At 62.2% G+C, this 22,933-nt stretch carries 16 protein-coding genes and 1 pseudogene; 7 read left to right on the top strand and 10 right to left on the bottom strand.

The genetic code is table 11. The features are described 5' to 3' along the window. Positions 1 to 32: 32 nt before the first annotated feature. From ACWKWE_RS05840 to ppnN, 3 genes are all read right to left on the bottom strand, one after another. Positions 33 to 4,784 carry an AvrE-family type 3 secretion system effector gene (locus ACWKWE_RS05840; protein WP_483849939.1) on the bottom strand — a complete coding sequence of 1,584 codons (4,752 nt, stop codon included), beginning with the start codon at positions 4,782 to 4,784 and terminating at the stop codon, positions 33 to 35. A gap of 78 nt (positions 4,785 to 4,862) precedes the next feature. Further along, complete coding sequence (locus ACWKWE_RS05835) at positions 4,863 to 5,456, bottom strand: GNAT family N-acetyltransferase (protein WP_166596994.1); 594 nt, start codon at positions 5,454 to 5,456, stop codon at positions 4,863 to 4,865. Positions 5,457 to 5,587: 131 nt separating this feature from the next. After that, on the bottom strand, positions 5,588 to 6,961 hold the full coding sequence (gene ppnN / locus ACWKWE_RS05830; protein ID WP_166596995.1) for a nucleotide 5'-monophosphate nucleosidase PpnN: 1,374 nt from the start codon (positions 6,959 to 6,961) through the stop codon (positions 5,588 to 5,590). A 494-nt stretch (positions 6,962 to 7,455) separates the two neighbouring features. On the opposite strand from ppnN, the gene ACWKWE_RS05825 reads away from it, so the two are divergent. The 5 genes from ACWKWE_RS05825 (at position 7,456) to ACWKWE_RS05805 (ending at position 13,194) form a co-directional block, all read left to right on the top strand. Further along, positions 7,456 to 7,995: a sterol desaturase family protein gene (locus ACWKWE_RS05825; protein ID WP_341958426.1), complete on the top strand. Its 540-nt coding sequence runs from the start codon at positions 7,456 to 7,458 to the stop codon at positions 7,993 to 7,995. A 161-nt stretch (positions 7,996 to 8,156) separates the two neighbouring features. Further along, on the top strand, positions 8,157 to 8,879 hold the full coding sequence (locus tag ACWKWE_RS05820; RefSeq protein ID WP_483849938.1) for a dienelactone hydrolase family protein: 723 nt from the start codon (positions 8,157 to 8,159) through the stop codon (positions 8,877 to 8,879). Between the two features lie 263 nt (positions 8,880 to 9,142). After that, a complete protein-coding gene (locus tag ACWKWE_RS05815) occupies positions 9,143 to 9,679 on the top strand; it encodes a sigma-70 family RNA polymerase sigma factor (protein ID WP_166596997.1) in 537 nt (178 codons plus the stop codon). Then, positions 9,676 to 10,632 carry a FecR domain-containing protein gene (locus ACWKWE_RS05810; protein ID WP_483849937.1) on the top strand — a complete coding sequence of 319 codons (957 nt, stop codon included), beginning with the start codon at positions 9,676 to 9,678 and terminating at the stop codon, positions 10,630 to 10,632. The genes ACWKWE_RS05815 and ACWKWE_RS05810 overlap by 4 nt, the downstream gene beginning before the upstream one ends. Before the next feature lie 105 nt (positions 10,633 to 10,737). Next, positions 10,738 to 13,194 carry a TonB-dependent siderophore receptor gene (locus tag ACWKWE_RS05805; protein ID WP_483849936.1) on the top strand — a complete coding sequence of 819 codons (2,457 nt, stop codon included), beginning with the start codon at positions 10,738 to 10,740 and terminating at the stop codon, positions 13,192 to 13,194. A 19-nt stretch (positions 13,195 to 13,213) separates the two neighbouring features. Here the strand turns inward: ACWKWE_RS05805 and ACWKWE_RS05800 are convergent, their stop codons facing one another. Next, complete coding sequence (locus ACWKWE_RS05800) at positions 13,214 to 13,627, bottom strand: PaaI family thioesterase (RefSeq protein ID WP_483849935.1); 414 nt, start codon at positions 13,625 to 13,627, stop codon at positions 13,214 to 13,216. Positions 13,628 to 13,967: 340 nt separating this feature from the next. Here ACWKWE_RS05800 and ACWKWE_RS05795 point away from each other — a divergent pair. Both ACWKWE_RS05795 and ACWKWE_RS05790 read left to right on the top strand, forming a co-directional pair. Then, positions 13,968 to 14,426: pseudogene (locus ACWKWE_RS05795) on the top strand (REP-associated tyrosine transposase). Between the two features lie 517 nt (positions 14,427 to 14,943). Beyond that, positions 14,944 to 16,476 (top strand): xylulokinase, encoded by a 1,533-nt coding sequence (locus ACWKWE_RS05790; RefSeq protein WP_483849934.1) that lies wholly within the window; start codon positions 14,944 to 14,946, stop codon positions 16,474 to 16,476. Here ACWKWE_RS05790 and ACWKWE_RS05785 read toward each other — a convergent pair. From ACWKWE_RS05785 to ACWKWE_RS05760, 6 genes are all read right to left on the bottom strand, one after another. Further along, on the bottom strand, positions 16,463 to 17,182 hold the full coding sequence (locus ACWKWE_RS05785) for an SDR family oxidoreductase (protein ID WP_483849933.1): 720 nt from the start codon (positions 17,180 to 17,182) through the stop codon (positions 16,463 to 16,465). The genes ACWKWE_RS05790 and ACWKWE_RS05785 overlap by 14 nt on opposite strands. A gap of 196 nt (positions 17,183 to 17,378) precedes the next feature. After that, positions 17,379 to 18,359 (bottom strand): sugar-binding domain-containing protein, encoded by a 981-nt coding sequence (locus ACWKWE_RS05780; protein WP_166597657.1) that lies wholly within the window; start codon positions 18,357 to 18,359, stop codon positions 17,379 to 17,381. Between the two features lie 31 nt (positions 18,360 to 18,390). Beyond that, complete coding sequence (locus ACWKWE_RS05775) at positions 18,391 to 19,257, bottom strand: carbohydrate ABC transporter permease (RefSeq protein ID WP_483849932.1); 867 nt, start codon at positions 19,255 to 19,257, stop codon at positions 18,391 to 18,393. Between the two features lies 1 nt (position 19,258). Further along, complete coding sequence (locus ACWKWE_RS05770) at positions 19,259 to 20,164, bottom strand: carbohydrate ABC transporter permease (RefSeq protein WP_166597658.1); 906 nt, start codon at positions 20,162 to 20,164, stop codon at positions 19,259 to 19,261. A gap of 148 nt (positions 20,165 to 20,312) precedes the next feature. Next, positions 20,313 to 21,659, bottom strand: coding sequence for an ABC transporter substrate-binding protein (locus tag ACWKWE_RS05765; RefSeq protein WP_166597659.1), 1,347 nt, complete (start codon positions 21,657 to 21,659; stop codon positions 20,313 to 20,315). Between the two features lie 67 nt (positions 21,660 to 21,726). Further along, positions 21,727 to 22,758, bottom strand: coding sequence for a zinc-dependent alcohol dehydrogenase (locus ACWKWE_RS05760; protein ID WP_166597660.1), 1,032 nt, complete (start codon positions 22,756 to 22,758; stop codon positions 21,727 to 21,729). Between the last annotated feature and the right edge of the window lie 175 nt (positions 22,759 to 22,933).

Here is a 22,933-nt window from a genome sequence, read left to right as displayed (position 1 = left end):
CGAATGATGTCGTCGCGCAATCCTGCCTCGCATCACGCGGGCCTGAACACGCCTTGGGCGTCGCTGGCCAGATCGCGGGCCGGTTGTGGGTCGCTTTGATCCGCCTGCTCGCCGTCCAGGGTGAATTTCTTCGGCTGGGTCTGATCCAGCCCGTACTCGAACGTGACCTCGCCGCGCAGGCGCTCGATGCTCAGGTTGCTGCCGCTCTTGAAGCTGACATAGGGCAGTGGGATCGCCAGCGAATCGTCCTTCGCCGCCGTCCGGAAGATCGCGATGCTCTTGATGCGCAGGTTGTCCTTGTTGGCGAGCATCTCCTTGAGGTCCTTGTCGGTCAGGGTCCCGGCCAGCGCGCCTTCTTCGATGCGCTGCTTGATGTCGTCGCGCACCTCCAGCTTCAACTCGGCGCGGGTCGTGCCTTTCGTGCGTTTCAGTTCATCGAGCAGGCCCTTGAGCTGCGGGTCATGGCTCATCAAATCGTGGATATGCTCGGCATTGCCGGGGTTGACGTCCAGGCCCAGCAATTCCTTGGTCCAGTCGATGCCGCGTTTCGACAGCGCCGCCTGGTCGACCCGATTGACGTTGTTGTGCTTGACCACCATGTCCATCAGGGACATCAGGCTCGACCCCTGTTTGGCGGCCGTGTTCTGCCGGTCCAATTGGCGCAGGCTGGCAAGCGCGGCGAATTGAGCGTCGTTCTTCGGTGCCCCGGCGCTGAAGTATTTGGTTTTGAGCAGCAGGAGGGTGCGGTCTGCCGGATGCCCCTCGGTGGGCTGGTTTTTGGGCAGGGCGGGGTAGGCCTTCTCCAGGGTTTCGGCCAGGCTCTTCAGGTCGTTGTTTTGCACGGGCAACGCGTGCTTGAACCGCACGTCGTAGGTCTTGCCGGTCTTGTTATCGAAGGACAGGCTCGCCGTGACGCCCATCGGCGCCCCGCCGGCGATGAACAGGTTGCTGGGACGCGAACTGAACACGGTGCTGAACATCCGCGCATACCCCGAGACCGAGCCCTTTTCGAGGAAGCGCGCCCGATTGCTGCTGTAGATGTCAGAGGACAGGCCGTCGCTGCCGTGGCCTTCCGTCCGTTCCCGCTCGGCGCTGAGCAGGGACAGGCTGGCGAGCAGCCCGGCACCGAAACGCATGAACCCGGCGACCGGCTCGGCGTCGGTCTGGCCCTTGTTGGTCCGGGACTCGATGTTCAGTCCCACGTCGAGGTCGAAGTTGTGCTTGGTGGTTTCACGAACTTCCTTTTCCACGCCACGGTCCATCAACGCCATGGGCTTCAAGCCGCCCGCGTCGGGTTGCTTGCTGCTGTGCAGCGGCTCTTGCATGAGGTCTTTCATGAAGGCTTCAAGCTCGTCGTCGCGGATAAAAAAGCTCAGGGCCGTGTTGTCGGTGTATTTGTACTTGCCGTCGAGGCTGCCGCCGAACCAGCCGCCGTTGGACTGAATGTTCTTGTGGCTGTCGCCGGGCGTGGTGCGGGTGTCGCTGATGCCGTTGCCGAAGCCGAAACTGGCGGTGCCGCTGACCGCGCCCTCGCGATTGAGCGCGACTTTCAGGCCGCGATCAAAGCGGGTGAAGGTCAGGCCGAACGTGCGTTCGGGGTCGATGCTGCCGCGAAAACCGAGAAACGCCTTGCCTTCCGGTCCAGAGACGCCACCCGTGACGCCGCCGCCGTAGTTGCGGTTGAGCTTGAGGCTTTCCCTCGGTTCAAGATCGCGCAGGGCATTGGTCAGGTTGCTCACCAACGCGTCGGGACGGGTTTCCAGCCCTTGCAGGACGCTGCGTTTGACCGGGTGGTTGTCCTTACGCATGTACTTGAGCAGGCTTTTGGTCGCGTCGTAGCTGGCTTCCAGCGCGGCATGATTGCGGAAACCGGCGTCGGTGTAGCGCTTGATCGGGCTGCCTTCGTAGGTGTCGTTGTGCAGTTTGGCGAGTGACCTGGCGATGGCATCGAGGTTCTGCGGGCCGGTTTTTTGGGTCTCCGCGACCAAATCACTGAGCTTTTTGCTGATGTCGTCCAGCACGTTGATGTCCAGTGCCAGGCGCGCACGCAACAGCGCTTGATCGTCACCGCGTTTGCGCGAGGCATCGAGGCCGGTTTGCGAGGTGCGATGCTCCAGCGTGAAATGTTGGTCCTGCAGCGTATTGAGCAGTTTGCCCAGCGGGTGGGTGTCGTTGATCCCGCTGTTGCGCGCCACTTGCGCCACTTCGGTCAGCATGTCGTTGGCCCGGGGCTTGCCTTGATACGCCGGGTTGACCTCGCCGTTCTTGAGCAGCGCGTTCTCCTTTTCCGCCAGCTCGCGCAGGGTGTGTTGCAGGTCGTCGGTCACCGCTTTGTAGAACCAGTCGAACAGCTCGGTCAGCTCAGTGAGCGCTGGAGTCTGGGCCGGGATCGGGATGGCTTTCAACGCGTCGATACGAGAGGCCGCCGTGGGCGCGTTGACAGCGCTCATCGCGGCGGTCGATTTTTCGCCCAGGGTTTGCAGGGCGGCAGTTTCTCCGGTGTAGATCGGTTTGAGGCCTTCGCGGCCTTTCCAGGCGTGCTGCACGCTGTCGGCAGGCACCTTGACGGCGCCGGTCGGTGACAGGTGAGACGTGAGGTAGTTCTGATTCCAGCGTGCGGGGGCGAATTGTTCGGATTTGATCGTCTCGATGTTGCTGCGGCCCAACACATTGAGACTCGCCTTGACGTTGCCACGCCGAGTGAAATCCGGCTCGCCGGCCACCAATTGGTCGAAATGTTTGTGGGCCTTGCGTGCGGGGTCGGCGGGAGCCGTGGCAGCTGCCCAGGTGCCGTCACCGTTTCGGACGAAATCGCCCCGGTCGGTTTTCGCCAGCAGCTTGCCGTCGTGATCCGGTCGCAGGTCTTGCAGGGTCGCGCCTGCGAGTGGGCCGTCCACGGTGACGGGGTCCCAGCGGGGTGTTTCGGTGCTCATTTTTTTTGGGTCGGTGCTGTCGCCAGGGAGGCGAAACAGCTGATCGTCGCGCAGCGCGTACCAGTCTTTGCCGCCACTGCTCAAGGACTGAATCGGCCCGGTGCCGGGCGGCGAGGGCAGGAACGCACGCTCACCGTTCTGGTCGTGCAGGCGCAACTGGCCGGCGCTGAGGGTCACGTATTTCTGATCGTTCTGCACCGCGACTTTGTCCACGGTGAGGTGTTCGGCGCCGCGCATGACCGTGCCTTTGGCCTCGGTCCCGCGCCCCGGCAACGCCAGGTCCGCGCCTTTGCCCATTTCGTGGGCGGCGGCTTGCGGCGCGACCTTGAGTTGCTTGAGCTTGCCGTCCTTGTCGACCAGATACGCAAAACCGTCCTGACCCGCCTGCAGGGCCTTGAGGTCTTTTTCGCTGCCTTTCTTCCATTGCTCGGTGCGCGGGTCCTGCACCAGCAGGTCGTTGCCGCTGAGGGCGATGTTGCCGCGCGGCAGACGAATCTGCGACTGGGCGTCCGGGGTCAACGTCGGCAGGCCTTTCTGCCGGTCCATGATCAGCGGTGCCATGTTCCAGCCGGGTTTGAAGTCCTGACGGTTCGGGTCCCACTGAGCGCTGTGTTCGGCGCCTTTCTGATCCTTGACCCTGGCGTGCAACTGCCCCTGATCATCGTGGAAGAAGTCACTGACGGTGTGCTCGCCGAAAGCGTTTTGCAAGCGGGCGTCGGGTGTTTTCTCGCTCAGGTGCAGGTCGAGGCCGATCAACGGCGGGCGCCGGACCATCGTGCCTTCGGGGGCGTCAGGGTCCAGCGAGGGCATGAGGTCGTTGTCGCTGATGTGCGCCTGCAGCAACTTGCCCGACGCGCTGGTCGCAAGCAGCGTGTTACCGGCGATGGTCACGGATTTCGGCTTCAGGGCCTCGTCGTTGGGCGTGCCGGTGGGCAGGCGCAGGGGCTGAATGTCGTGGACGCCGTCGCCGAACACGTGCAGCCGCTCCAGCGTCGGGGTGTGGTCGTCGTCTTCGGACAGCGCGATCAGCCCACCGCCCGTGGCGCTTCCCAGCGCAGACACCTTGTGGGTGAATTCCAGCGGCGTGCGGGGATCTTTCAGCGAGCGTACCTTGCCGTCCTCGCCCAAGGCGTAGACCGTGCCGTCGCCGACGCTGTGCAGACTTTTCAGGTGGCGGACGTGGGTGCGTTCTTTCCATTCGCCGTTTTCCAGCGCGTAGAGTTTCTTTTCGTGCAGCCGCCATGCCTGGCCGTCATCGCCCACGTGAACGCCGGTGATTTGCGCCCTGTGCGCGTGGTCCGGCATGGTCAGGCTCGCCGGGTTGACGTGTGTCCCGCTGCTTTTGAAGACGGACACCGAGAGGTTGCTCGCCTGGGCATGGATCAGCCGATCACGGGCGTCGATCAGCGCATAGGTGCTCTGATCGCCATGGGTGCTGAGGTGCGCGAGGCTTTTGTAACGGTCGGCAGGCGTGTTGAGGATGCCGTCGAGGAGTTTTTCGGTGTGGGTGGTGTGGCCGTCCGCGCCGAACACCAGCTTCTGGTTGTCCAGCGCCATGGTGAGTTTCGGCATCAATGGCAGGGCCACTGGTGGCGGCGCCAGGCCCGGGTCAGGCGTGGGCGCGCGGGAACTGCGGGGCACGGAAGCGGCGTCGCCCGGTCGCGCCCTGAACAGCCCGTCCCTCAGGTTGCGGCCCTTGGTGACCGCCGACTGACTGAGGGTGGCCATGCGGCCCATGATGCCCGAGCGCTGGCGCGGTCCTTCGGCGGGGGCTGCTGCGTCGGCGTGTCCCGTCCGCGCCACATTGCCCGTGGGGGCGGTCCGGTGAAAAAGGTTCGGGGGTAAGGCCATGCTGACGCCGTCCATGCAGTGGGTACTGTGCGGACTGAGTGGCGTCAGACGGCGAGTGGTTCCCGCCGATCGAAAAAATCAGGCGGGCGCGTCAGGGGCCTTGCGTCGCGGGCGTGAGACGACGGACTCGATGTTCTTGCGGCCGATCAGCAGCGGGCTTTTGGCTTTGCGGGACGCAGGCATGTCCGCCAGCCATTTGTACATCACCAGGCAGTCGACCAGTCCGAGGCGGGCGTGACGATAGGCGCGGGGCAGGCGGCCAACGGTCTCGAACCCCAGTTTGCCCCACAGCGCGACTGCGACCTCGTTGGTGGCGACCACCGAGTTGAACTGCATCGCCGAGAAACCGCTGTCCACCGCCAGTTGCTGGGAGTGTTCGCACATCAGTCGGGCGACGCCTTTGCCACGGGCCTCAGGCGTGACCATGTAACCGCAGTTGCACACATGGCTGCCAGGGCCGGCGGCGTTGGCCTTGAGGTAATAGCTGCCGAGCAACACGCCGTCTTCCTCGGCGATGAGGGTGTGCAGCGGGTAGTCGAGCCAGAGGTGCAGGGCTTGTTCGTAGGTCGTGGCGGGGTCGTAGGCGTAGGTTTCCTGCGCCTGGACCACGGCCTGAAAGGTGGGCCAGAAGCGTTCGAAATCTTCGGGCGTCATGGGGCGGATGTGGATCATGAGGAACCGTTGGAGACCAGAGAGTTGAAGGGTAGGAGCGCGCTTGCCCGCGATGACGGTGTGTCAGCGCGTAAATGTGTCACACGCCCACCCCTCTCGCGGGCAAGCGCGCTCCTACAGGTTTGTGTGCCTCAAGACACCACGCGATAACACGGCACATACGCCGCGCCGCCCGGCAATTTCATCCGGTGCTGTTCGACGAAGGCTTGCAGCAATTTGTCCAGCGGCTGCATGACTTCGGCGTCGCCGTGAATCTCGTAAGGCCCGTGTTCTTCGATCAGCCGGATGCCCTTGTCCTTGACGTTGCCCGCCACGATCCCGGAAAACGCACGGCGCAGGTTGGCGGCCAGTTCATGGGGTGGCAGGTCGCGGCGCAGTTGCAGGCTGGCCATGTTGGCGTGGGTCGGGTCGAAGGGACGCTGGAAGCTTTCTTCGATCTTCAGCAACCAGTTGAAGTGGAACGCATCGGCCCGTTCGCGACGGAACTGACGCACGGCTTTCAGGCCTTCGGTCATCTGCCGGGCGACTTCCGCCGGGTCGTCAATGATGATCGTGTAATGCTTGTGTGCCTCTTCGCCCAGGGTCGCGCTGACGAACGCGTGCAACTGCTCCAGGTACGGCGCGGTGCTTTTTGGCCCGGTCAGGATCACCGGGAACGGCAGGCCCTGGTTGTCCGGGTGCATCAGGATGCCCAGCAGATAAAGGAATTCCTCCGCCGTACCGGCACCGCCCGGGAAGATGATGATGCCGTGACCCACGCGCACGAAGGCTTCGAGCCGTTTCTCGATGTCCGGCAGGATCACCAGCTCGTTGACGATGGGGTTCGGCGCCTCGGCGGCAATGATGCCGGGCTCGGTCAGGCCCAGATAGCGGCCGCCGTTGATGCGCTGTTTGGCGTGGGCGATGGTCGCGCCTTTCATCGGGCCTTTCATCACGCCAGGGCCGCAGCCGGTGCAGATGTCCAGCTTGCGCAGGCCCAGTTCGTGGCCGACTTTCTTGGTGTATTTGTATTCTTCGGTGTTGATCGAGTGGCCGCCCCAGCAGACCACCATCTTCGGCTCGACGCCCGGACGCAGGGTGCGGGCGTTGCGCAGCAGGTGGAAGACGTAGTCGGTGATGCCCTGGGACGAGCTGAGGTCGATGCGCTGGCTGTCCAGTTCACTCTCGGTGTAGACGATGTCGCGCAGGGCGCTGAACAGCATTTCCCGGGTACTGGCGATCATCTCGCCATCGACGAAGGCGTCGGCAGGGGCGTTCAGCAATTCGAGGCGCACGCCCCGGTCCTGTTGATGAATGCGGACTTCGAAGTCTTTGTAGGCTTCGAGGATGGTTTTGGCGTTATCGACATGGGCGCCGGTGTTGAGGATGGCCAGGGCGCACTGGCGGAAGAGGTTGTAGATGCTGCCGGAACCTGCGGCGCTGAGCTGTTGCACTTCACGTTGTGACAGCGTCTCCAGGCTACCTTTAGGACTGACCGAAGCGTTGATTACATGTCTTGGAGCCATTCTGAATTCCTTGAAAGCGATGCTGGCCAGCGGGTGTCGATGACCGGCATTAATACAGTGGGCCAGATTTCCGCCCACCCATGGGGGCCATTTTTTACATCGCTCGGTCAGGAAAGCAAACGTTGTGAGTGAAATCTTCGGCTGAGGCGTGAAACGGGTGGGCCTTGGCGTGCTGACGATGGCTTTGCAGCTGACGCAGATCTTTTGACCATTTGGACCGGCAGAAACACCTCTGCGGCCGCTGACATCAAATCCGGGCCAACTCCACCCGAACAGGCTAAACACGTAAACCCCTGTGGGAGCGAATTCATTCGCGAACGGCCGGTACAGCCGACGCATCTCCATCGGCCATGCCCTCTTTCGCGAATGAATTCGCTCCCACAGGGAATCCCGTGTGGCGATGTGGCCTCCGTTCGCCTGCCCGCTTTTGATTTTCCCGCGTGCCCCGGTATGCTGCACCTCGATGTCCACCAGCCCGTGACCACGCCATCCCCATGATCCTTAACTTCGCGATTTTCCTCTGCACCCTGGTCGCCATGGAGGGTGTCGGCTTTCTGGCTCACAAGTACGTGATGCACGGCTGGGGCTGGTTTCTGCACCGTTCCCACCACGAAGAACACCTCGGCGCGCTGGAAACCAACGACCTTTATTTGCTGGCGCTGGGCATGGCGGCAGTCGGCTTGATTGTTCTGGGCATTAACGGCTACGACCCGCTGCAATGGGTGGGGGCCGGTGTCGCGGCGTTCGGGCTGATTTACATGCTGGTGCACGACGGCATCGTCCATCGGCACTGGCCCATGCGGCCGCAACCGCGCAATCGCTACCTGCGTCGTCTCTATCAAGCCCACCTGATGCACCACGCGGTGAAGGGCCGACGCAACAGCGTGTCGTTCGGTTTCCTTTATTCGCCGTCGGTGCCGACGCTGCAAAAGCAACTGCGGGACATGCGCGACGCCGAGCGCGCCCGAGACCGCGACGCTTCCCTGACCGACCTCTGCGGGACCTCGATCAACTCCGATCTGCAAAACGGCTGAGCCTTGACATCGCTCATTTCTGCCATTTGATGGCAACTTTCATGCAATGGCCGTTATTTGCCCTTTTCAGGCGCGTGCAAGTGTCGTAGAACAGAGGGCTCTGCTGTCCGAGGATGCCCAAGGTCAGCGTCTCAGACACCTAAAACGCCCGGGAGATACACGTGACGCAATCCATCGCACAACCCGCAACAGGCAAAACCATTACCTTCAAACGCCCTGACGGCAAAGACGTCAGCGGCTATCTGGCCACCCCTGAGAAAACCGAAGGCGCGCCGGCCATCGTGGTGATCCAGGAATGGTGGGGCCTCAACGATCAGATCCGTGGCGTCGCCGACCGTCTGGCAGCCGCAGGTTATCTGGCGCTGGTGCCGGACCTGTATCGCGGCGAAGCCACGGTCGAGGAAGAGGAGGCCCATCACCTGATGAGCAAACTCGACTTCGCCGATGCCGCCACTCAAGACATTCGCGGTGCGGTGCAATACCTGAAAGGTCATGCGCAAAAAGTCGGCGTGACCGGTTTCTGCATGGGCGGCGCGCTGACCTTCCTGTCCTTGAACTTCATTCCCGAGTTATCGGCCGGCGTGGTGTTCTACGGGTTCCCGCCGCTGGAATACCTTGATCCGAACGCCATCAATGTGCCGGTTCAGGCGCACTGGGCGACGCAGGACGAGTTCTTCGCGATCGAAACCGTGGACGAGCTGGAAAAGAAACTCGGCGACGGCGGGGTCGACCTCGAATTCCATCGCTACCTCGCGCACCACGCGTTCACCAACGAAACCGCCGTGGGCCATGGCCGGATTCCCGGCACCCAGTACGACTCGGTCTGGGCGCAACTGGCGTGGGACCGGACCTTGACCTTCTTTGGTCGGACGTTGTGGGGTTGATGATTTAATCCCGTCACGCCGCCAAACGCTGCGGGAGGTTCTGGAGGTTACGACAGTCGCGGAAGGGGTGTGTCAGACAGCACCTATTCGCTGCCGTCGTTCCTCCGGCGTCTTCCACGGGATTGGGTTTGTCCCGGGATGTGTGAACTGCACCCACCCTGTGGCTGCCGGAGGAACGACGGCCGCGATGGCGAACGCACGTTGCCGAATGTTTCCGTTTGAAATATATTGCGAACCATTCCTATTTGCTTGCGTTTCTCACCATGCCCGTTTCCGGTTCTTCTTCCCATCCCCATCAGGGCGTTGCGACGCTGTATGGCGCTCATCACGGCTGGCTGGTGAATTGGCTACGGGGTCGTCTGGGCTGTTCCCATCAGGCCGCCGATATGGCGCAAGACACGTTCATGCGCGTGCTGCTGGCGGACCGTAACCAACCGATCACCCACGAACTGATCGAGCCCCGACACTTTCTGGTCACCATCGCCCGGCGGGTCATGGTCGACAGTTTTCGGCGTCGATCAGTGGAAGAGGCCTATCTGCACGTCCTCGCTGAACAGCCCGAACGTTACGCCGTCTCCCCGGAAGAACGCCTGATGCTGCTGGAAACCCTGCACGCGCTTGACGCGATGCTCAGCGGGTTGGGCAAGCGGGTGAAAGAAGCGTTCTTGCTCTCGCAGTTGCAGGGCTTGGGTTACAAGGACATTGCTGAACAACTGGCCGTATCAGTGAGTTCGGTGACCAAATACATCGCCCGCGCTACTGAACATTGCCTGCTGTTCCAGCTGGAACACGGCGCTTGAACCGTTCCCCCGAACATCAGGCCCTGAGCGCAGCTGCCCACTGGTTTGCGCGAATGGGCGCCACGCCTGGTGACGCGACGATGCAGCGCCAGTTCCAGACCTGGCACGACGAAAACCCCTTGCACCCTTGGGCCTGGCAGCGGGTCGCGCTGTTGCAGGCGCAGCTGGGCAACGCCAAGGGTGCGCTGGGTTATCAGGTGCTAGATCGCGCAGGTCGCGCTTCATTCGGGCGACGGGGCGTGCTCAAAACGGTTGCGCTGGGTGTCGGTTTTAGCGCGCTTGGCTGGGCGGGGTATCGTGAAGCGCCGGTGTTGCTCGCCGACCTGCGCACCGGCACTGGCGAGCGCCTGACCCGCACGTTGGCCGATGGCAGCACTCTTGTTCTGAACACGGCCAGCGCCGTGGACATTGTGTTCAACGCCGAGGCCCGATTGATCCTGCTGCGTGAGGGCGAAATTTTCGTTCAGACCGCCAAGGATGCCCGACCCTTCATCGTGCGCAGCGCACAGGGTGAGATGCAGGCACTGGGCACCCGTTTCAGCGTGCGGCAGCAGGACGGCGTCACGCAGTTGGGCGTGTTTCAGCATGCGGTCGCGGTTCGCCCTGGAGGCGCGCCGGGGGAGCAGACGATCATCGACAGCGGCCAGGCCGTGAGCTTCAACGCCCGCACGCTGTTCGACCGTCATCCGCTGGACCCTCTGGCTGACACGTGGATCAGCGGGCGACTCGTGGTCGACGGCTGGCGGCTCGACCGTCTCATCGGTGAATTGCAGCGCTACCGCAGCGGATACCTCGGTTGCGCGCCAGAGATCGCGCACCTTCGGGTCTCGGGTTCCTATCCGCTCGATGACATCGATCTGGCGCTGTCAGCGATTGCCCGCTCGCTGCCGGTCAAGGTGGTGCGCTGTACCGATTTCTGGACACGTCTGGTGGGGCATCAAGCGTCCGTTTGATTTTTTTTTGACTTTTTTTCAGGGTGGCATTGTCGATTTGCGCAGGCTCGCGCGACTCCTTGTAAGAAACCCTTACAACGCCCGAACAGGGCATCAGGAGCCAGCATGCGCACCCCGTCAAAACCCGCCAGCCGAAATCCCTTTGCCTTCACCCCGCGCAACACCTTGAGACTCGTTGTGCTCGGGGCTTCGCTCGCGTGGCTGGAGCCAATCTTACTGGGTGGGGCGTACGCGCAGGCGGCCAGCGTGCAGAAAAACTACGCCATCGCACCGGGGTCGCTGGGCGCAGTGTTGGGGCGTTTCGCCAATGAAGCGGGCGTGGTGCTGTCGTTTCAGGCCGGGTTGACCGATGGCAAGCAAAGCGCCGGGCTCAACGGCACGTACAGCGTCGATCAGGGTTTTGCGGCGTTGCTCGCAGGTTCTGACCTGATCGCCACCCCCGGCGCTCAGGGTGTTTACGTGCTGTACCGCGCCGAGAAAACCTCGGCCCTGCAACTCGGCGCCACCAGCGTCGTCGGCGCGGGAATCGATGAGACCACCGAGAACACTGGCACCTATACCCCGCGCCAGACCAGTACCGCCACCAAGATGGGGCTGTCGCTGAAAGAGACGCCGCAGTCGGTCACCGTGATCCCGCGTCAGGTCATGACCGATCACCACTTGGCGTCGCTGGATGACGTGGTCAAGTTCACGCCGGGCCTGTCCAGCAACCACCGCGACAGTGATCGCTACACCTTCTATTCGCGCGGCTTCCAGATTCAAAACTTCGAATACGACGGCATTCCATCGCAGACCGCCAACGAATCCCAGCAGTACACCAGCACCCTCGCGGACATGGCGATTTACGACCGCGTGGAAGTCGTGCGCGGCGCGACCGGCCTGTTGAGCGGGGCGGGCACGCCTTCGGCGACGCTGAACCTGATTCGCAAACGCCCGACCTCGGAGTTTCAGGGCTATGTGTACGGCGAGGCCGGTGCCTGGGACCGCTACCGCGCCGAGGCCGATGTGGCGGGGCCGTTGACCGACAGCGGCAACGTGCGGGGGCGGCTGGTCAGCGTGTATCAAACCGCTGGTTCCTTCATCGACGCGTACAAGACTGAGAAACGCGTGATGTACGGCGCGGTGGACGTGGACCTGAGCGAAGACACGCTGCTGCGCTTCAGCCTCGATTACCAGAATAACGACTCCGACGGCGTCAGCTTCGGCCATATCCCGCTGTTCAACAGCAACGGCACCGCGACCCATTTTTCCCGTTCGTTCAACCCCGGCGCGAAATGGAGCTACCTGGACAACACGCAGTACAACTTCAGCACCGTGCTGGAACAGAAACTCGCCAACGACTGGACGCTCAAAGCCGCCTACACCCATCAGTACGGCTACCGTCACGGCGTGGTCGGCTCGGCCAGTGCCGGTGCGCCGGATTTCGAAACCGGTGGCGGCGTGCGCATGTACGTTAACCGGCTGGACAGCTACCAGACCCAGGACAACGGCGACCTGTACGTCACCGGGCCGTTTGAACTGGGTGGCCGCGAGCATGAGCTGGTGTTCGGCGCCAACGTGGCGTACACCCACCTCAACTACCCGGACTATGAGCGTGCAACGCCCTCGGTCGACAATATTTACACCTACGATGGCAACCCCGGTGGCAAGCCGCACCTGGGCAAAACCGGTGAGAACCTGACGCGCCTGAGCCAGAACGGCGTCTACGGGGCCGTGCGCTTGAAACCGACGGATGCGCTGTCGGTGATCCTCGGCACGCGGGTCAGTTCGTGGACTGAAAAGGACGACAGCAGCGACGACTTCACCGGCGAATCCACCAGCCGTGACCGCACCAAAAAGACGGGCGTGGTCACGCCGTACGCGGGCGTCATCTACGACCTGAACGACACCTACTCGGTCTACGCCAGCTGGACCAGCATCTTCCTGCCGCAGACCTTCTACAAAACGGCGAGCAACACCTCGCTCAAACCACTCGAAGGCGACAACTACGAGGTGGGCCTCAAGGGCTCGTTCTACGACGGCGCGCTGAACGCGAGCATTGCGCTGTTCGAGGTGAAGCAGAAGAACACGCCGCAATTCGTCGACACCGGCGAAGACGGCCGTGAGGTGTATGAGGCCATCAGCGGCACCACCACGCGGGGCATCGAGACGGAAATCTCCGGCGAAGTGCTGCCGGGGTGGAACGTCATCGGCGGCTACACCTACCGCGAATCCCACGACAAGGATGACAATCGCGTCGAAACCAACCAGCCGATGAACCTGTTCAAACTCGGCACCACCTATCGCCTGCCGGGCGAACTGAACAAGCTGACGGTGGGCGGCAACATGACTTGGCAGAGCGACATTTACGCAGTCAACGAAGACTTTGGCACTAAAGCCCATCAACGGCCGTTTGGTGTGGTCGGGTTGCTGGCCAACTATGAAGTCGACTCGCACCTGAGCGTGGGTTTGAACGTGAACAACCTGTTCGACAAGAAGTATTACGACGGGCTGGGCACGTTCAACTCGGGGTCCTACGGCGACCCGCGCAACGCGGTGATCAACGCTCGCTGGAAGTTTTGAACGGAAGTCGTGTAACGGCTCAGGCCGGACGTGTGGGCGGGATCGCGTAGGTCCCGACCACATGGGCGACTGCGTCCGGCAGCCCCTCGGAATACAGCGACACCTCACCAATGGCCAGGGTCTTGCCGACCTTCAGCAACTGACACTCGGCCACGATCCGCCGCCCGGCCTCGGGTTTACGCAGGAAATTGATCGTCAGACTGGTGGTCACCGCCAACGGCACGATGCCAATCGCGCCCAACACCGCGACGTACAGCGCCACATCCGCCACCGCCATCAACGTCGGCCCCGACACCGTCCCACCGGGCCGCAAGTCCGACTCATCGACCGCCTGAGAAACCGTCGCGGTCTTCTCCCCAACCGCCTCGACCACGATCCGCGTCTGCGGAAACTCCTGCGCGATAAACGCCGCAATCTCTTCTTTGCTGGCCATGACGACTCCTGAGTGATGGGCAGCGCAAGACTTGATGAGCGGGCGGGCATTGTCAACGGAGCAATGCGCACAAGCCGCTGCCTCGTTCAGTGGGGGTTCTCTGTAGGAGCGAATTCATTCGCGAAAGATGTATCAGACGATGGAGATGTATCGGCCGCACCGGCCTCTCGTCGGAATGCCGCCCAGAATGAATTCGCTCCCACAGGGGGGGACGGTGTGCGACTTGAGTCAGCGGGGTCTATGCGGTTGGCGATGTTCATATTTGGAGAAATACCGAAGCGTACGATCTTCACACGCACGACTAGGGTGAGTAGGTACTAATCACTATCAGAGGTCGAGCGTGCTTAACCCATCGCAATCCCATCGTCTTCGCTCAGGGCGATTTTCCGAAACCGGCAGGGTGTATTTGATCACCTCGGCCACTTAAGGGCGTCATCCGTTTTTTTCGCGTTTTTGCCTGGGGCGTCTGGTGGTGGATGAGTTTCGCCGCGCTGACCGAGAGGAGATCGCGGCTTCGGTGGCGTGGGTGGTGATGCCTGATCACATTCACTGGCTAGCGGAGCTAAAAAGCGGATCACTGGATCAATTGGTAAAGCAGGTCAAGGCGAGAAGCGCGATCGCTGTGAATCGAGCGACTCACCGCCGAGGCAGGGTCTGGCAACAGGGTTATCACGAGCGGGCGCTGCGGTATGACGAGGATCTGAAGGCTGCCGCACGATACATCATGCTGAACCTGGTCAGGGCCGGTTTGGTTCAGCGTGTTGGAGACTATCCGCTGTGGGATTGCATGTGGGTCTGACGGGCTGGATGAAGAAAGTAGGGACGGCGCGATCTTCACTGTGGGAGCGAATTCATTCGCGAAAGATGTATCAGACGACGGAGATGTATCAGCCGTACCGGCATCTTCGTCGGAATGCCGCCCAGAATGAATTCGCTCCACAGGGGGGGGCGGTGTTTTGCCTGATAGGGAGGTGGTGCTCGTTGTTGACATCGCGAATGCTGCGGAAATATTTCTGACTGGCCGAAGACTCTAACTGTGGGAGCGAATTCATTCGCGAAAGCGGACTTTCAGGCAAAGAAGATGCAGCACCTGGGCCGACGATTCGCGAATGAATTCGCTCCCACAGGGGGAGTGGCTGGCTGAAGAGGGGCTTCGATCTTCGGCATGAAAGCCCACCCTGGGGCCTTGTGAACGCCATCGGGCTCATGCCGAACGGCCATAGGGGCATCACGCCGACCAGACAACGCCACACATCCTGAACTAATCTTGCCCTTCGACTTCAGGCGGTCACGGACGGTGATGGGGCAGGGCGCGCATGCATAAGCTGGTTATCGGTATCGATCTGAGCACGACCACCTGCAAGGCCATTGCCTGGGATGCGCGGGGCGTGTTGGTGGCGCAGGCGCGGGCGCCGTTGGGGCTGTCGCGACCGGCGCCCAATGCGTACGAGCAGGACCCGGAAGACTGGTGGCGGGCCACGCAACAGGCGGTCACCGCGCTGATGCGGTTGGTCGAAGGCTCGGCCATCGCGGCCGTTTCCATCGTCAATCAACGGGAAACCGTGGCCGTCACTGACGCCGAGGATCGCCTGCTGCGGCCCGCCATTCTCTGGCTCGACGAGCGTCGCAAGGACGAGGTCGCGGCGCTCTGTCATCGCGTTGGGCACGAACGTCTGCACAGCATCACCGGTAAACCTCACGATTGGGCACCAGCCATTTACAGCCTGGCGTGGCTGGCCGACGCAGAACCCGAGCGGTTCCGGCAGATTCGCCACGTCTACGAACCTCACGCCTGGCTGGTGCGCAAACTCACCGGCGAGTTCGTCACCAGTTGGGCCAGCGCCGACCCGTTTGGCGCCTTCGACATTCACCAACATCGTTGGGCGGACGACGTGCTCAGCGCATTGCCGATCCCGCTAACGACCCCATGCTTCCCCAAGGCATTTGCCCCCGGCTCGGTGCTGGGCACTGTCACGGACCACGCCGAAACCCTCACCGGTCTGCCCGCCGGTACGCCCGTTGTGGCAGGCGGCGGCGACGGTCAGGCGGGCGGGTTGGGGATTGGGGTGGTCAGCGCAGGCACGGCTTACCTGAATCTGGGCACGGCCATCGTCTCCGGTGTTTACGCCGAAACGCCTCGCGTCCACGACGCCTTTCGTACGTTGTGCGCCATCGATCGCCAAGGCTACGTGCTGGAAACCTCGCTGCGCTCCGGCACCTTGCTGATCAACAGCCTGCTCAAACAGTTTTTCGAGATCGACGTCGTGGCCCAGCCCGACAGCTTGATCCGTCTGGAAATCGAAGCGTCGCGAGTGGCCCCTGGCAGCGCGGGTCTGATGCTGTTGCCGTATTGGAACGGTGTGATGAACCCTTACTGGGATCAGGACGCACGGGGTTGTCTGCTGGGGTTGTCGCCGGACCACGGCCGCGCGGAGATCTACCGCGCCGTGCTGGAAGGCATCGCGCTGGAACAGGCCGTCGCCACTCAACACATGGTGCAGGCGACCGGCGAGCCGGTGAACACCTTCGTCGCCATTGGCGGAGGCGCTGCGAGCCGCTTGTGGTGCCAGATCATCGCCGACATTACCGACAGGCCGGTAATTCGCGCCACGACGCAAGAAGCATCAAGTCTGGGCGCAGGCATTGCGGCGGCGGTCGGAGCGGGTTGGTACGAAGATTTCGCCAGCGCCGCACAGGTCATGACTCAGGACGGCGAGACTTTTCTGCCCAACCCGGCGCTGCGGGAATTCCATCGCGAGCTATTGGCGCTGTACAGCGAACTCTATCCCCGCCTGCGGGATTTGTACCCGCGTCTGGCCCAGCTCGGTTCACGTTTCAACCCGCGCTGAAACCGCCGTCCACGGTCAGCGTCACGCCGTTGATCATCGCCGCGTCGTCGCTCAGCAGGAAGGCAATGGTCGATGCGATTTCACTGGGCTGAACGAAACGCCCCAGCGGAATACGCGACAGCATCGACGCGGACTTGGCCGGGTCGCTCCAGGCTTTTTCGGCCATCGGCGTCAGCGTTACCACCGGGTTGACGCTGTTGACCCGAATCCCGTGGGGCCCCAACTCCACGGCCATCACCCGCGTCATGGCATCCAGCGCCGCTTTCGACGCGCAATAGGCGAGGTGATCGCGCGTGCCCACCGCTGCGGCCAGGCTCGACACGTTGACGATGGCCCCCGGCACGCCGCGCCTGATCAAATCGCGGGCCACGACCTGGGCGATGACCATCGGCGCCCGGGTGTTGACCGCCATCAGGTGATCGAAGGTCTCGACCGAGGTGTCGAGGACCGACTCCAGCTCCACGACCCCGGCGCAGTTCACCAGTAGGTCGATGGGCAGCATCGTCGTCACAGCAGCCTGTGTGGCGGCTGCATCAGCGAGGTCCACCACCAGCGTTTGTTCGCAGTAGGCGAGGTCATCCGGGTTGCGCCCCAAGGCAATCACCTCCGCGCCGCAGCGGGTCAGCCACTGCACGGTCTCGCGACCAATGCCCTTGCCCGCGCCGGGGACCAGAATGCGTTTGCCGAGGAAATCGTGGGTGGCCATGGTGTGCGCTCTCATCAAAGATAAAGTGATTCACTGATTCATTTAAGCGGCCAAACCTGTGGGAGCGAATTCATTCTGGGCGGCATTCCGACGAAAAACCCGTTCGGTCGTCAGAGCTGTGTTGCCTGACCCACCTTCGCGAATGAATTCGCTCCTACCGTGTTTTGCCGTCTGACGAGTGAGCGCCTGCGAATGGTCAGTTGTCTTGGGCCAGCAATTCCAGGGCAGCGCTTTCGTCGATGACCAGTTCATGGACCACGTTGCGCAGCAGCACGGCGCGAATGATTTCCGCCTTGTACGGACCGCCCGACACCAGCACCACTTTTTTGATCTTGCGCAGGTCATCGGGGTCCAGCGAGATGGCGCGTCGGTTCAGCGGGTGGTTGACCTCGATGCCGTCGCGGTCAAGCCAACGGCCCAGCAAATCGCCCACCGCACCGGCAGCGCGCAGGGAGCGGGCGTCTTCCGGGTTGACCAGGCCCAGTTCGAGCATCAACGAGCGTTCGCTCAAATCCCCCACGGTCAGCAATGCCAGATCGGCCTGGCGCGCCTTGCCCAACACGTCCTGCACCGAGGCTTCTTCGAGGATCATGCTGCGGTATTGTTCGGACGGCGCGAACAGCGGCGCCGCGAGGTAGTAATAGGAGCCGCCGAACAGCGTGGCCAGGCTCGACGCGATTTCCACGGTGTTGTTCGCCGAGCCGTAATGCAAACCGCCGAGCAGCGACACCACGGTCATGTTCGGCAGCGTGCGGCCTTGCAGTTCACGCACCGCCTGACGCAGCGTGCGACCCCAACCGACCGCGATGATCGAGCCGTCGACGAGGTATTCCTCGATGCTCGGCGCCACCCCGACGCCAAGCACGCGAAAGATGGTCGACGGGTCGTCAGGGGAGGGTACAACGGTCACGCGTTCCAGCCCGAACCGCTCCTGCAACTGGTCTTCCAGCGCGATGCACGACGCCAGCGGCGAGTTGATGCGGATCTGCACCACACCGGTTTCGCGGCAGGTGGCGAGGGCCTTGTTGACCCGCAGACGGGTGATGCCGAGGCGGTCGGCGATCTGCTGCTGGGTCATGTTGTTGACGTAGTAGTACCAGGCGATACGGATGTTCAGTTGGTCCTCCGCGTTCACCGGGTCGGTGTCGGGGGAGAACTCGGGATAGCGGTTCTGCACGGCAGTGTCCTTGGCGCGGGAAGCGACGCGCCTACTTTACGGCGCCCATGGTCAGACCTTGTACCAGATGCTTTGAAACCATCAACGCGAAAATGATCACCGGGAACACGATTAGCGTGCCGGTGGCCATGATCTCACCCCAGGGCAAATCGTAGCCGCTCATGAAACTGGTGGCCGTGACCGGCGCGGTGCGGGCGGCGTTGCGGGTCAGCACCAGCGCATATAACAGCTCGTTCCACGAGAAAATGAACGAGAAGATTGCCGACACCGCGACCCCCGGCATCGCCAGCGGCAGCGCGATGCGCCAGAAGATCGTGAAGCGCGAGGCGCCGGACAGTCGCGCCGCTTCGTCGAGGTCCTTCGGTACGCCGCGAAACTGATCGGTGCAGATCCACACCACGATGGGCAGGTTGAATGTCAGGTAGACCAGAATCAGCACGAGGTGGGTGTCGATCAGGCTGAGGTTGCGCGCCATGAGAAAAATCGGCAGCGCCACGACAATCGGGCTGAGCATGCGGTTGGTGATAAACCAGAACCACAGGTCTTCCTTGCCTTTGAATTCAAAGCGCGCCAAGGCGTACGCCGCCGGGGTGCCGAGGCCGACCGACAGTACCGTGGTGCACGCCGCGACGATCACTGAATTGCCGAGGCTGTGCAGCACGTCGCGCTCGAACAGCACTTTCACGTAGTTATCAAGGTGCGGGGTGAAGGCCCAGATCGGCGGTGAAGCGAGGGCTTCGGCTTGGGTCTTCATGCTGGTGGCGACCATCCAGTAGAAGGGGAAGACCGCGAATAGAAAGATCGCCAGAAGGCCCACCAAATGCCAGGCGTTGACCTTCATCTTCGGTTTGACCCGCACGGGGGCGGCCACGACTTTTGCAGCGGAAATGGTGGCCATGTCAGATCTCCCGGTAGACGAATTTGATGTACAGCCGCGCCAGCACGATGGTCAGGATCAGCAGCAGAATCGCCTGCGCCGACGCCACGCCCTGATCGAACACCCGGAAGCCGATGCGCTGGATGTAGACGCTGACCAGCTCGGTGGCCGCGCCCGGGCCGCCACGGGTCATGGTGAACACGGTGTCGAACATTTTCAGGATGTCGGCGGTGCGCAGGATCAGGATCACCGTGGCGCTGGGCAGCAAAAATGGCAGCTGCACATAGCGCACGATCTGCCAGCGGCTGCGGGTTTCGAGACGCGCGGCTTCTTCGATCTCGTTGGGCACCATGGTCAGCCCGGCGAGCAGCACCAGGGCGCAGAAGGGCGTCCATTGCCAGATGTCCATCAGCGCCACGGCGATAAAGGCGTTGGTGGTGTCGCCCAGCCATTCCACGGGGCCGACGTTGAGCATCGCCAGCAGCGCATTGGCAACACCGAAATCACGGTTGAAAATCAGCCGCCCGATCAGCCCGGCGACGGCAGGTGCTGTGGCCAACGGGATCACCAGGCTCATCCGAGCCAACAGCTTGAACCCTGAGAGGCCGGGTTTGTGCAGGAGCAGGGCGATGATCAGGCCGAGTGCCAGTTGAATCGGGACGACCGTGATCAGGAACAGCCCCGTTCGCCCCAGCGCCGCCCAGAACGACGCGTCGTTGAGGACGTTGAGGTAATTGTCAAAACCGATGAACGGCGTCGCGTCCTTGGGACGGGCGAGGTTGTACTGGCGAAAGGAATTCACCAGCGCGAACACCGTCGGGAATATCCCGATCAACGCCAGCGCCACGGTGGCGGGGGCGAGGAAGGAGAAGGCGGCACGGGTGTTGTTCCACAGGGTGGGGAACACCGGTTTTTTGTGTTTGGACATGGTCATAGGTCTCGGGTCGAACTTGGGGCAGGCAGCTCACGCATTCCCTGTAGGAGCCGGCTTGCTGGCGAAAGGGCCGTGTCAGGCGACGCGAGGTTGATTGACACACCGCTTTCGCCAGCAAGCCGGCTCCTACAGGGTTGAAGCATTACTTCAACAGCTTGACCTTGCCATCGTAGTAACCGGCCTTCTTCAGGATGTCCTCCATTTTGGTCCCGATCGCCTTGGCGCCGTCCGCCACGCTCGACTTGCCGAGCATGATCGCGGTGCCGTTTTCGCCCACCACTTCGGACACTTCAGGCCATTGCGGGAAACGAGGGCGATAGTCCGGCACGCCGCCTTCCCACGAGGTCACCATCGGCTGCACGAACGGGTACTTCTTCTGCACGTCCGGGTCTTTGTAGACCGACATCCGGCCACTCACGCCACCCGCTTCCAGGTACGGTTTGGCCATCGCTTCCGACGTCACCCACTGAATGAACAGCCATGCGGCGGCTTTCTGTTTGTCCTCGGATTTGGAATTGACCCCCAGCGAGAAACCGCCCAGTGCAGGCTTCAGACCGGCCGGGCCTTTGGGTTCGGTGGCCACGGCCAGGCAATCGGTGATCTTGGATTTGCTCGGGTCGGCCAGGGTGCCGTAGAACGCCGACCACTCGGTAATCATCGCCACCTTGCCTTGGGCGAGGGCGTTGACCGCTTCGTTGTGGTCGTAATCGACGATGCCCGGCGGCATGAACTTCATCAGGTCCTGACGGAATTGCAGGCCTTGTTGCGACTCTTTCGAATTCAGGTTGGACTTGAAGTTGGCGTCCAGCAGCGACCCGCCGAACGGCCAGAGGAAACGCATGAAACTGTCCGCCGACTGCGTCTCGCCGCGTCGCGATTGCAGCGCGTAGGCGTAGCGATCCTTGGCCTTGTCGGTAAGCTTCGGCCCGTAGTCCTTGAGCACTTCCTCCCACGTCGCAGGCGGCTTGTCGAACCCGGCGTCCTTGAGCATGCACTTGTTGTAAAACAGCAGCCCCGAATAGTTATCAAAGGGCAGGCCATAGGTTTCATCACCCCAGCCGCCGAAGGATTTGAGAAGGATCGGGAAGAAGCCGTCGAGCTTCAAATCCGGGTCCGCCAGCTTGCTGTCCTTGGTGAAGGTGGTGATCGGTTCCAGCCAGCCGTTGCCCGCGAATTCGCCGATCCACACGACGTCGGTCAGCACCACGTCCAGCTGTTCGCCGGACGTGAAACTCAGCACCTGACGCTCGCGGCTGTTTTCGTAGGGGATGGTTTCGTAGCTGACCTTGATCCCGGTTTTCTTCTCGAATTCCGGCAGCAGTTTGATGGCGGCGGCGTAACCAGGACGGTCGAGGAAAATCGCCTTGATTTCCGTGCCCTTGTAAGGGGCTGAGGCTTCTTCGAGGGTCCAGGCCTGCGCTGCGCTTGAACCCAGGGCGGACCCCAGCGCAATCGACAGGGCCAGGGCGTTCCATACCAGCTTCTTCATGACGTGACCTCTTTATTGTTGTGGATGAGGAGTACGCGTTGTGCGCAGATGCGCGTGTCTGAGTCATCTAATCCGGGTGCGGCAGCACGATGGTTTTCAAGGCGCCGTCGAGAAATTCCGAGGGGTAGCTGAACGCTTCCGACGCCTGTTGCAGATCGAAGCGATGGGTGACGAGGCAATCCACGTCCACCGCGCCTTGGGCCACCAGTTGAATCGCGCGGTCGTACACATGGCCCATGCGCCGTGACATGCGGATGTCCAGCCCCTTGCGCCGCAGCAACGACGCGCTGAGCGGGGTGTATTGATCGCCATCGGGAATGCCCACCAGCACCACGCGACCGCCGATGCGCGCGGACTGCGCGGCGATTTGAAAACCTTCCGGGGAGTTGGTGGCTTCCAGCACCAGATCGACGCCACGCCCCTGGGTCCATTCGGCAATCGCAGCGTGGTCGGCGGCGACCTCATCGGCGCCCAGTTGCCGGGCTTTTTCAGTGCGGTAGTTGATCGGGTCGATGGCGTAAATGGCTTTCTTGCACAGCCGTCGAGCCAGTTGCAACAGGCACAGGCCAATGGGGCCGCAGCCGATGATGGCGACGGTTTCGAAGAGTTTTTTCGTGCCTGCCAGGTCCATCGCGTGAATCGCCACGCCCAATGGCTCCAACATCACCGCCTGCACCGGGGTGAAATGGTCAGGGACGGCGTAGATCTGACTTGGCGAGACGACGATGTATTCGGTCATCGCGCCGTGGGTGTGCGGGGGAGCGCCAAGGAATTGAACGTGGGGGCAAAGATTGACGTGGCCGCGATGGCACCATTCGCATTGGCCGCAGGGTTTGGCCGGATCGACTGCCACCAGTTGGCCGGCCTTTAGTCCGAGGGCGGGTTGATCGTCGACGACGCGAGCGGCGAACTCATGCCCGGCGATGAACGGCTGCGTGATTTTGGCGTGGCCGATGGCGCCTTCCTTGAAATAATGCAGGTCGCTGCCGCAGACGCCGACCGCGCTCACGCGCAGCAACACCTCGTCGCCTACCGGCACCGGCACGGGCTTTTCACCGATGCGGATGTCCCGGATGCCATGGATATACGCAGCCCGCATTCGGTGTGCTCCTTGACATTTGTATTTTTAGAATTACAAATGATCGTAGAGCGAAATGAATGGCTGTCAAGTTCCGGAATGAACAAGCACCTGTAGGAGTGAGCTTGCTCGCGATGGCGTTCTATCTGTCATGAATATGGAGGCAGACAGTCCGCCATCGCGAGCAAGCTCACTC

Source organism: Pseudomonas salicis (genome assembly GCF_057128705.1).
The sequence above is the reverse complement of the archived record's forward strand: the minus strand, read 5'-3'. Positions and strand labels throughout refer to the sequence as shown.